This window comes from Mesorhizobium sp. ESP7-2 (assembly GCF_020164715.1).
Classification (GTDB): domain Bacteria; phylum Pseudomonadota; class Alphaproteobacteria; order Rhizobiales; family Rhizobiaceae; genus Mesorhizobium.
Window position 1 is genome coordinate 1 of sequence record NZ_JAIUGQ010000079.1, and the last position, 10,349, is coordinate 10,349.

General features: G+C 59.1%; 13 protein-coding genes and 2 pseudogenes. 8 read left to right on the forward strand and 7 right to left on the reverse strand.

Going from position 1 to position 10,349, the window contains the following annotated elements:
• Nucleotides 1-1,204: 1,204 nt before the first annotated feature.
• A pseudogene (locus LB543_RS33180) lies at nt 1,205-1,517 on the forward strand (transposase domain-containing protein); the annotation flags it as partial.
• 55 nt (nt 1,518-1,572) lie between these two features.
• Here LB543_RS33180 and LB543_RS33185 read toward each other — a convergent pair.
• The 3 genes and pseudogenes from LB543_RS33185 to LB543_RS33195 form a co-directional block, all read right to left on the reverse strand.
• Nucleotides 1,573-2,181 (reverse strand): class I SAM-dependent methyltransferase, encoded by a 609-nt coding sequence (locus tag LB543_RS33185; RefSeq protein ID WP_140762672.1) that lies wholly within the window; start codon nt 2,179-2,181, stop codon nt 1,573-1,575.
• 13 nt (nt 2,182-2,194) lie between these two features.
• Nucleotides 2,195-3,475 (reverse strand): polysaccharide pyruvyl transferase family protein, encoded by a 1,281-nt coding sequence (locus tag LB543_RS33190; RefSeq protein WP_140762669.1) that lies wholly within the window; start codon nt 3,473-3,475, stop codon nt 2,195-2,197.
• Between the two features lie 66 nt (nt 3,476-3,541).
• Nucleotides 3,542-3,757 (reverse strand): annotated as a pseudogene (locus tag LB543_RS33195) (transposase); the annotation flags it as partial.
• Between the two features lie 495 nt (nt 3,758-4,252).
• Here LB543_RS33195 and LB543_RS33200 point away from each other — a divergent pair.
• A complete protein-coding gene (locus LB543_RS33200) occupies nt 4,253-4,531 on the forward strand; it encodes a transposase (protein WP_263498918.1) in 279 nt (92 codons plus the stop codon).
• Between the two features lie 650 nt (nt 4,532-5,181).
• Here LB543_RS33200 and LB543_RS33205 read toward each other — a convergent pair.
• Nucleotides 5,182-5,397, reverse strand: a complete 216-nt coding sequence (locus LB543_RS33205) for a hypothetical protein (protein ID WP_181183110.1) — start codon at nt 5,395-5,397, stop codon at nt 5,182-5,184.
• Between the two features lie 121 nt (nt 5,398-5,518).
• Between LB543_RS33205 and LB543_RS34010 the strand changes: the two genes are divergently transcribed.
• Nucleotides 5,519-5,647: a hypothetical protein gene (locus LB543_RS34010; RefSeq protein ID WP_263489405.1), complete on the forward strand. Its 129-nt coding sequence runs from the start codon at nt 5,519-5,521 to the stop codon at nt 5,645-5,647.
• Nucleotides 5,648-6,061: 414 nt separating this feature from the next.
• On the opposite strand, the gene LB543_RS33210 is transcribed toward LB543_RS34010, so the two are convergent.
• On the reverse strand, nt 6,062-6,256 hold the full coding sequence (locus LB543_RS33210; protein WP_140762657.1) for a hypothetical protein: 195 nt from the start codon (nt 6,254-6,256) through the stop codon (nt 6,062-6,064).
• Nucleotides 6,257-6,533: 277 nt separating this feature from the next.
• Between LB543_RS33210 and LB543_RS33215 the strand changes: the two genes are divergently transcribed.
• Together LB543_RS33215 and LB543_RS33220 are read left to right on the forward strand one after the other, a co-directional pair.
• A complete protein-coding gene (locus LB543_RS33215; protein ID WP_140813724.1) occupies nt 6,534-7,034 on the forward strand; it encodes a hypothetical protein in 501 nt (166 codons plus the stop codon).
• 10 nt (nt 7,035-7,044) lie between these two features.
• Nucleotides 7,045-7,431, forward strand: coding sequence for a hypothetical protein (locus LB543_RS33220; protein WP_140813725.1), 387 nt, complete (start codon nt 7,045-7,047; stop codon nt 7,429-7,431).
• A gap of 614 nt (nt 7,432-8,045) precedes the next feature.
• Here LB543_RS33220 and LB543_RS33225 read toward each other — a convergent pair.
• On the reverse strand, nt 8,046-8,267 hold the full coding sequence (locus LB543_RS33225; RefSeq protein WP_140813726.1) for a DUF768 domain-containing protein: 222 nt from the start codon (nt 8,265-8,267) through the stop codon (nt 8,046-8,048).
• 90 nt (nt 8,268-8,357) lie between these two features.
• Here LB543_RS33225 and LB543_RS33230 point away from each other — a divergent pair, with 90 nt between their 5' ends.
• The 3 genes from LB543_RS33230 (at nt 8,358) to LB543_RS33240 (ending at nt 9,640) form a co-directional block, all read left to right on the forward strand.
• Nucleotides 8,358-8,558, forward strand: coding sequence for a hypothetical protein (locus LB543_RS33230; protein ID WP_318013038.1), 201 nt, complete (start codon nt 8,358-8,360; stop codon nt 8,556-8,558).
• A gap of 179 nt (nt 8,559-8,737) precedes the next feature.
• Nucleotides 8,738-8,932: a hypothetical protein gene (locus LB543_RS33235; RefSeq protein WP_140813727.1), complete on the forward strand. Its 195-nt coding sequence runs from the start codon at nt 8,738-8,740 to the stop codon at nt 8,930-8,932.
• 168 nt (nt 8,933-9,100) lie between these two features.
• Nucleotides 9,101-9,640: a class I SAM-dependent methyltransferase gene (locus LB543_RS33240; protein WP_181183111.1), complete on the forward strand. Its 540-nt coding sequence runs from the start codon at nt 9,101-9,103 to the stop codon at nt 9,638-9,640.
• A 232-nt stretch (nt 9,641-9,872) separates the two neighbouring features.
• Here the strand turns inward: LB543_RS33240 and LB543_RS33245 are convergent, their stop codons facing one another.
• Nucleotides 9,873-10,220, reverse strand: a complete 348-nt coding sequence (locus LB543_RS33245; RefSeq protein ID WP_181183112.1) for a hypothetical protein — start codon at nt 10,218-10,220, stop codon at nt 9,873-9,875.
• Nucleotides 10,221-10,349 lie beyond the last annotated feature (129 nt).

Below are 10,349 nucleotides of genomic sequence, written 5' to 3' on the forward strand. Positions count from 1 at the left end.
CCCGCGAACTGTTCGATAGCTACGTCGCGAACAGCCTCAACCATCCGGACCTCAAAGGGGTCGGGGTTGGAACCCATGTATCAGTCTTACCTGTTTGGCAAGCGAGGCTCACATCCCAATGGCGGAGGTCATCGCAGAAGTCGGCCCAATTGCTGCTGCGCTTACAAAGCGGATCATCTAAACGATGCCGGACAGCGCGGGAGGTTGGAAGCGCATTTCTAGTGATCCAATCCACCAAGGCAGCGTCAACTCGCTCGCGCTCGGTAAACTCGTAGACCAAGCTCTGAGCGAGACCGCGCCATTCAGGATCCGGCGTCTTCGTTTGGAGAATGTCGGCATCGAACCCGGACACGCGGTGCGGCGTAGCTCAGCCTTGCGAATTGCCTGTGCAAACAATCTCCGGCTTCAAGGGGCCGTGAAACATGTTGTCGTGCCAAACGAGCTGTCTGAGGTCGCGCATGTCCACCGGCTGGCGACACACTGGGCATTGGTATAGATTCTCCGACCGATAAGCCGCACCCCCGTAGTGGTGGTTCGGCGGTGCCCCAAGCTCCGAAAGCTTCGTCATAACCAATCGAACATTCAACATAGCTAAATGTTCCCGAAAGGCTGCTCCCGCTCTAAATGCTGTTCCCATATCTGTTGGACTGGTCCGCTGCCCAAAGGCGGCGGGCCTTTCTATTTCTGGCGGGGAGGGAGCACGTCAGCGCGTTGACCGGGGCAATTCGATCTGGAGGAAGTGGGACGGGCAACGCGAGGTCCTTCTCAAATCTGCCTTGGGTTGTTGGATATCAGTTGAGGCTCTGCGCGATTTCATCAACGAGATGCCAGGGCCACAGGTTACGGCAACCGATGTAAGCCAGCGCCTGAGAGCGTTCGAGGACGAGGAATACTTCTCGTACCCAAAAGAGGAGCATCGCCCTGGGTGCCTCGCGCTGTACGAGAAGGAAAGGGCCGACGGTACTGAGCTTCCGGCCATCATCGGCTTGCTCAGGGACCACGTGGAGCGACAAGAGGAGCGGCTTCGGGTTGAGCAGGAGGAACGGTATAAGAGATCGCGTGAAGAGGACCGGATGGCTCGCGAACAGCGGCTCCTGTCTGGCGCTGACTGCAAGTGGACGCAGCTCCCCGGTCGCGGCAAGTTGATTCCATGGGCGGCCAGAGACGCTGGCAAAGCATTGGAATGCATGATTGAATCGGCCTTATGAGCAACGCGGCCGAGCCTCAGACCAACGATCCGATCGCGCTTCAGGCGATGCTCGCGGCGGAGCGCGCCGAGAACGAGCGGCTGCGCCAGATCATCAAGGAACTGCAGCGCCACCGCTTCGGCCGCAGGGCAGAGAGCCTGCCCGTCGAGCAGTTGCTGCTGGGCCTGGAAGAGGCCGAGCAGGTCGAGGCGGAGGGCTTCGCCGCGGAGGACACCGCCGATCCTGCCAAGCTCGAGGCTCGTGCCCGCACTGCCCGCGCACCTGCCGCATATCGAGCAGGTCATCGACATTCCCGACAAGATCTGCCCGTCACGCGCCGACCGAAGTATGCCTGCCGGAGCTGCGAGGAGGAACCGGCCTGGGTTCAGTCATTGTCTCGAAAGTGAAAGATCCGCTCGTCGCCTTCCGTGGTGTGCCAGTCGACAGCGTGCGCTAGCCCGTATCCGGCGTCGGCAAAGAGGCGGATCAGCTCTGTTTCCGTAAATGTGTTGGTCCAGCCTGCGCCAGCGCGGCGGAACGTTTCCGGCAGCCTGGCCAGGCTATGTCGGGGGTGAGCCGCGCAACCATATGACGCGATACAAGCCGGCGATTGCTGCCTCAGCCATTCTACAAAGGAATGTAGATCGTGAACGTATTCGAGAACCCCAGCAAAAATTGCGAGATCGAATGCATGGGCGGTCAGATCAGGCAAGGGTCGTTGATTTAGGTCCAGCACGATCGTGCCAGGTCCGCGGCTCACGAGGTCGGACGGGGTGTATTGGCAGCTTGGGTCGAGATGACGTTGAAGCTTGCCCATTCCCACGCCAAACTCAATCACCCTCGCCCCAGGTGGCACTAACCGGGCAATGATTTTCGTCCTTTCCTCCCAGTCCTCGAATGCCGATGCATCGGTCCACCGCTCAAAGTCGGTCCTTCCGAACAGCTTGCATCTGAGCGCTTTTAGTCTTGTCGACCAACTGTTGTATTCCAGCATGGCGGCCCCTGATTCAGCCTTGGTCCCCGATCGCGTCACGAATGCGACGGTAAACGGTATGGCCGGCAGCGATTTGAGCTTCGGCCCTGGCCAATATCGCCGGGCGAATAGCGGGCGCCTCTTCCCACAGGCGCCGGAGCGCCGATCGAAGCCTCTCGGCAGAGTTCGGATGATCGAGTGCCACCATCTCGCAGCCCGTGCCGAACATATCGGCGAGGCCAAGGAACTTGTCGACATAGTAGTCGGATCTGGCTAGCCCGATCGTCGGGATACCGTTGGCCAACGCGAAAACGCCCGCATGGTAGCTGCCAGTGACTACGACCCGACAGCGCTGGATTTGCCGAATGAGGTCGATCGGCCTGCGGATCGCGAGTGCCCGGTTCAACTCGGTCTCATCGGTGGGCATCAGTCCACGAATTGCGTCGATGTCCGCTTCGCGAGGCACCCATGAGACTGGAACGGCGATCAATGGTGCCTCGAGCGAATCCGATGTGGCGCCTAATACATGTCGCAGCCCTTCGAGAATACCCGCTGATACTCCTGAATAGGAGGAAAGACGTAGATTGACGCCAATGCCGGTGCCAAGCTCATCCACTCGCATCTCATGCGCCATTTCGATGGCGTCATCGCCGGTTGCGCAGATCCTGTCCTTGGAAACACCCAGCTCCGCGAGCAGAGGAAGCCCGGCTCGCGTTTCGCGAAGCGCGATCAAGTCGAGCCTTGGCAATATGGCCGATGCACGCGCTCTCAGTTCGGCATTGGCAAGCGGGCCCATCCCCTGGCCGACCATGACCACCGGCCGTCCTTTCCTTGCAAGCGCGAGATTCAGAGTTTCGAGTACCGACAGGGCATATTCTGGGAAAGCGTCTGTGATTCCGCCCATTCCACTTACAAGCACAAGGTCTGCCCTGTCCACAGCATCAGTGAAGCGAAGAAGTGCCGCGCGTGCATCCGGCATATGCCTAAACTTAAGGCGCCAGAACAGAGAAACAAGCCTCGGCGCGTGTCGGCGAATGCGATCGGGCCAGTGCTTGGGCACGAACCGCTTCAACTTGGCCGGCCTGAAATCAGGCTTGAGCCATAGGGCGCGCCCTTCGGCGGACAGGGGGGTGGCAAAGGGACAGAAGCGGCGAAGCGCGTCCGGATCGTCAGTCAGAACGTTGATCGTCGAATTGTCGCACAGCCGCGCAAGCCGCTCCGTGGCAGCATAGAGCATTGCCATGTCGCCGATATTGCGCAGCACATAATCGCTCGGCTCTACGAGTATCTGGATTGGGCGATGATTAATGCGCATCCTGTTCCCCTAGATCCGAGTGGAGGGCCGAAGGTTAGCACAACGTCTGAGAGCCTGAATCGAAATTCATGCGGCATGGCACTCGCCTCTCGCCAGCCTTCGCATCAGTAGGAAGGCGAGAGCGATCTGGAGCCACGCGAGAGATGACTCGAGGGTCGCCTCGAAGTCCTTCGCCAGGCGACGGGCGCGATTAATCCAACCGAAGTTTCTTTCGACGACCCAACGCCTTGGCAGCACGACGAACCCCTTGATTTGTGTATCGGTGCGTTTGACGACGGTGATGGCGATGCGGCTATCCTCGTTGCGCGGTACGGCGGACTCTCGAACGCCGAAGACATGATCGATCGGTTGGTGAACTCACTCAAAGCTTGGGTGAAGACTGCCCACCCATTTCGCCATGGAACCCAATCGGATCAAATTCACGAAGCGCCATTGGACCTCGCGATCCTCTCGGCACGCACGGTATGGGTTTTTTGCGGTTTCTGGCTAAACCGGCGCCCTAGAGGGCAACGCCTTCTCCAGCGCTCGTCTGGCCATCTCAAGCCGCGCCTCGTCGCCACCGTAGTCCTCGCCTACGCTGCCCGAGGAGTGACCCAGCACGATGTCTTGGTCCGACTTGGTCACACCTGCCAGACGTAGCCGGTCTTTTATAAGATGCCGGAGCGAGTGTGTAGTTGCCTTCGGGTCGGTGACACAGGCCCGTACATGCTTTCAAGAGCAGCAGAAGCTGAGGACGCGCCTTTAGGCCGGCCATAGGTCGGGAACAGCATCGACGAGTTGCCTGCCGCAGCCACGGCTTCCTCAGCAGCTGCCAAGGCATCGCCGATCAAGGGCACATTGCGCCTCGCTGCCGGCGCCAGGCTCTTCTTCCTGCCGAAATACTCGCCCGATCTTAATCCGATCGAACAGCTCTTTTCAAAACTCAAGCACTGGCTGAGAAAGGCAGCAAGCCGCACCGTCCAAACCGTTTGCGACGCGATCGGCCAAATTCTCAACCGCATCACACCGACAGAATGCTCACACTACTTCGAAAACTCCGGATATGACCGAAACTAATCTCATCCCGCTCTAGCGCCTCCAGGTCGAGCTGGGTGGAATGATTGGGATGGCCGCACGTAACGTAGAACGTCTCACGGCTGCGAATGGCGTCGGCGATGGTCTTGGACATGGTGCGGCCTCGGAAAGGAAGAAATCGCCGCACGGGGAATATGTTCCTATCGGTGAATGATTGACAAGGGCGTCGCCTGAGGGAACCGGCAGCCATCAACAACGTTCTCTCGCATGTTCAAGAAGATTGCCTTTGCCGCCATACTGCTTCAAGTCGCCGCCTTCTCGGCTCTCCTGACGCAAACATTCCTTTTGGGATCGACGGCCACGCAAGCGGCCAGTGTCCAAGGTGAGCCCGCTGTGGCCATCACAGACACGGAATGCGCCAAGGCGACTTGGCCCGATATCCCGGTTCGATGCCTGGAGAGGGTTCAGGCTCGGCAGCTCACCGTCACCATGACAGTGCAATAAGCAGGCCCTTGGCTGACTCTGTGATTGCAAAACATTCACCATGTCCTGAATCACCGGCGCGACTGCGGAACAAAGTAAGCCAGCGTTGAGTTAACGGGGCGAAGGGGCAATTCAACCAAACAGGGATCTTCGCAATGAAAACAGTGCTCTTCGCCGCTCTGGCGTTCTGCATCGCCGCTCCGGCTGTCTCATCCGCTGCCGAAGCTGATGTGGTGGTCAGGATGCATCACAGGCATCATCATCACGGTACCGCCATCGTTATCAACGATGGGCACCGCATGCATCACCGCCACCACGGCAGGGTTGAATTCTACGATCACGGCAGACGCCATCATCACCACTCCACCACCGTCGTCGTCAAAACCTCCCGTCATCACCGGCACCATCATCGAGTCGTTGTCCAAGGCGGCACCTCGTAACGAGATTTCGCCCAAGGTACAGAAAAGGCCCGGTAGCCGGAGCCGCCGGGCCTTGATCTAAAGTTCCATCGGCTCAGCCCATCCTCACCAAAACCATTCCGACAGAATGGTCGATCTCGACACGGTATTGATCGCCATGGATGCTCTGCATCTTCTCGGCAATGAGGCGAGCCAGCACTTCGATTTCGGCGCGCCCTTCGCCTTGGTCTCAGTGACGGCGTTGGCAATGATCTGATTGCTATTCGCCATATGCTGATACCTCCGGGATGTCGCCGGCATCCTGCTCGCCGTCGTCAAGCGCCCAGCCAGCCGACGAGCGAGACGATCTGCCGAATCTGGTCCTCCGAGCACCCTATTTGGCGTGCGAGGGCTTCGACCTCGGCAGGACTGAGCTCCGGCTGCGTTGAACTAAGGTCCGGCTGTTTTGATCGGTCTGACATCGGGTGTCCTCCGGCAGGAGGAACTTACGGTTCTCGACAATGTTCCGGCGGCGGTCCTATGGCCAGACGACACAAATGTGGCCGCGCGGACATCACTTCCTGTAGGGCCAACGACCGCCATTATGATGAACTAACTATGGCGTCGAGCACCGGAGGCCCACCGGACCCTAATGGCCAAAAGCGCCCGGTGTCCAGCGGTGGATAAGGCTCTACTTCCGCGTGATCCATTCCAGCAAGCGCGGCTCAACCTCTTCGTAGCCGGTATAGTCGCGAAATAGCTGAGCAGCGAATTCCTGCCACTGGCCTTCAGCGATATGTTCTTCACGAACCAAGACCCGGAAGGCCTCGCGCATAATATTGCAGTCGAACGCCGACACTTCACCCCGTGAGCGGAAAGCCGCCATTACAGTCACTCCCATACCAGGCGGGAGCATTACAAGGCCTCAGGCGTCCCCCTTCCGCAACTGGATACCGGCTGCGGCAGGGGTTCGCAAGCGAATGTCCGGGTACAAACGTAAATGGACAAGTCCGTTGTTATATAATCCAGTATATCTTGTGCTTCCGAGCAAGTTTTCGCTTCGGCAGATTTCCAATTCCGAACTTTACCAGAATAATTCTGGGCTCTTGCAGACATGTCGACTGTGATAGATGCTGCCTCTCGGCCTCGGGAGGGGCTAGAGGATGAAAAACAAGGAGTGGATGGCGCTGGGCGTCATTGCAGCACTTTGCGACTGTCAGACGAGCAATCAAGCTGATTACATGCAGATTGGCTATGGGTCAAGTTTCGATGTCGCCCATGCCCAATGCGAACTGCAAAAGGGTTCGGCTGACCAAGGCTATATTGCCATGGGATCACCCGGCTTTGTCGCGGGTGCCGGAATTGGCAACGCTCTCGGCAACTTGGCTGCCGAAGAGCAGTACATGAAGAACTGCCTCATCCTGAGCGGATGGAAACGCGCGCCTCACGGTCAAGGAGCCGCCGCCGCAGCAGCCGTTGCAAGTGGCGCGCCTCCGACACCCTATGGGATAGCCCGCGCACCTGGCAGCTGGATCAACACGGCTCTGCTGGACTGGTCGGACACCAACAACAAGTGCGTCGCCGGTGACAAAGCTGCGTGTGCTATTCGCGCGAAACTTGGCGCGAAACTGCACGCCGCCGGCATCAGCCCGTCCCCAGTTTAGAGGGTCGACAATGCGGCTTTATCCCACCACATGCGTCGGCATCGCCCTAGCTTTGAGCGGATGCGGCGCCGACCATCTCAACAACTATGACACCGTGACATTGGCGGCCGGCGATGCGAACCGTACGAACAGCCTCTCGCAGACCGTCGACCCTTTCAATCCGAACACCCGGAATACACACATTGAGGGCGACGGCCAGCGAATAGCAGGTGTTCAACAATTTCGGGGAACAACCCTGGCGCCCGCCCAACCGCCCGGCATCGTGGTGAATGTAGGCGCGAACGACCAACATCCCTGCGACCTTCGAACACAAACTGACAGCGCTGACAGGGCGTGCGGCGAGCGATCTGCCGAGGCGAAGCCAGGCGGCCGTACCGGCCACGAAACGGACTACTAGCGCGCACGGCCGATTTTGACATAAGCTACAAGATCCACTGGCGATGCTGCCATCGCGGTGCCGCATCGCCTCCGCGATCACTTCGAAGACGCTGCCGACTTCCTCTTAAATCGCGGCTACCGCGATGCCCTGTCGGTCCGCAGCTTCCAGTCTACCCGAGGGTAGCTTCCGCGATCACACCATGTCCTTTTGAGGTAGATTAGCCGATTGGCATATGCGGCGGACCTCGGTTCGCCAGGCCGGCGTCAAATTCAGGCAATTCTCCCCAACGAGAGGCGCCGGCCACCCCACATCTGCCTGATGATCCGATCTTGCTCATTCTTTCCGGAAATCCTGAAGCGAGGCATGGCGCAAATCCTCCTCGCCCCGGAGGTGCTTCACCCTGCCAATGATCCCGGGTTGACCCATTGGGTCGCCGGCCGCTTCATGCCGCAGTGGATCGCGCTTGCCATCATCACCTGAGCAGGCGCCCTCGGAAATTCAATCAACGCCAAGTTCAAGGCGGTCGGCACTACGCTCAACAGCAGCGGTTCGTGATCGCGCGCCTTTTGGCCAAAGCCTCAACATGTCTGTGAACATGATCGAAACTAGGACGCGAAGGCCCCCCGCCGCCGTCATTCAGGCCGACCATGTTCGTGATGCACTATCGCTTCGATGATGGTGCGGTAGAGGCTGTCCACTTCCTCGTCGAGCTCGACCCGCTTGATGCCGATCGCCTTGGCATCCGCAATTAGCTTATCGGTAAGTTCATCCACGCAGATGACGTCTGGTTTCGCCGTCTCGGGGATGTTGTTCGCGATCCATTCATGCAGGAAATCGATGCCACGCGCGCTCATTGAATCATAAGCTCGATCTGCGGTTTCGGTTCCGGGCCCGTATATTAGCCTCCGCTTGACGAAGCTGTTGCCCGCCCCAGACTCATGGGCATGTCGAAGGTCATCAACATCGGCGATGAGGTCGCAATTACCGCCACTGTTCGGCGGCGCGTCACCGAGGACCGCGTGAGCGCTTCAATCCCGTCCTACGGCCAGCCGCATTTCGATTGTCGACGAACAACAGAGGTGACGAAGGGCCAGCACATCGAGCTGATTGGCAAGTCACCCACCTACTCGACAAGAACCGCGTGACGGTGAACCTGGGCATTCCCGTCACCGTCGATGCCGCTGTCGTCAGGCTGGTGAACGCCTACAAGCCGCCGACGAGAAAGAAGCCGGTGGTGGACAAGCCAACCTAAGGCACGCTCCCATCTGCAAAGGGACCGCAATAATTCCGGGAACTTTTACCATGGCGGGATGTTGCTGGCCCCATGACGAAGCTTTCAGACCTTGGCCTCCCGATTCCCGGCAAGCGGCACGACGGCGAGCCCTCCGATGAGGACGGCCATTTCTATAAGTGCAAGATCTGCGGCCAGCCGGCCGACATGCGCGACCTGCGCCAGGTAATGTGGCACGAGCAGCCTAGGCACGAGCGGCTGAAGCCCGAAGTCGTCAGACGCTCCTGAACGCAACAAGCCCGCCGGCCGGAGGAAGCGGCTCAACGACAGAATGGCTGCTCACAGCCGGCGAACCGCCCTATGATCGGCAGGGGTTGGAATAAGATGGCGCCAAGGTTCATAGCAAAACAGCTTTCCTGGCCGGCTGGTATCGCCGGCTGGCTCGTCCGAGCTGGTATGAACCGGGGCAACGCCCGGCTGAACAACTTCGCTCTCGATCAATTACAGATTGTTCCGGAAGATCGAGTGCTGGAAGTCGGATTCGGCGGCGGCGCAGCAGTGCAGCGCCTTCTCCGTGGCGCGTCATTCGTCTGCGGTGTTGATCGCTCCCGCGATGTGGTGAGCGCTGCCGCTCGCCAGTTTGCCGATGCGGTGCGCGCCGGACGAGCCGAGTTTCACGTCGGGGCGGTTGAAAAGCTGCCCTTGCCGGATGCGACATTCGACAAAGTCCTCAGCGTCCACACAGTATACTTCTGGCAAAGCCTGAAAGCCGGATCTGCTGAGTTGGCACGAGTTCTTAGGCCCGGCGGGCGAATCGTTTTGGGCTTCCTTCCCAAGGCGCATATGGACCGGATGAACATGCCAGCAGATATCTTCACCCCACGTGAGCCGGACGAGATCACAGCTGCTCTGCAAGGTGTGGGGTTCGGGGAGACGGAGGTTCGAAAACCGAACTCGGAGACGGCATGGGCCGTCGCGACAGGTATACGAAACTGAGCTGTCCGCGTGCGGAGCGCTGCGACAACAAAAAAGCCCGCCACCTTTCGGCAGTGGGCGAGTCTGGAGTGTGCTGGTATCAACCAGCGTAGTGTCAACGACTCCGAATAGGTTGGTTGCCCGGTTTGTGCTATGATTCGAGCCGCGGGAAAGAAGCAAAAACGCGTCACCGAACCTGTCGCCGATCGCGAGTTTACGGCCGAAGCTGATTACTATGCTCGCAAGTTCGGCCTCACCCGAGACGAGGCCCAGAGCATCCTTGACGAAGACGGCGGTCTCGATTTTCTAGGCCTTCAGGTCGTCGGTCGATTCCCGGATCGGCCAATAGATTAACCCGCCCAGAACCACGATCGCGGACACCATCACGCCAACGCTCGGAAATCGAGGTGCCGAGGGCGGCAATCGAATTTCGCGTCTCGTTCGTGAACCACGAGAAAGACTGTTCGATTTGCCGGAATCCAGAACACATCTCGGCTTCAAGATCGGTCTGCCTGCGGCCGAGATTTGTGACCCGTTCGCCCAGCTGCGCTTGGATCGGATCTTGGTAGTGTCGCTGTTCTTCGGCCATATCGTCCGCCATCTGCCCAATGGCCTATATCAACGTTCCGCTGCTATTTCAGTTGGCAGCCTGGGATCGTGTCCCTCTGGGTGGTGTAGCTGGCGGCATTGGTCGCCGTGCTCTCCGGCATGGGCCGGGCTGATCAGCGCG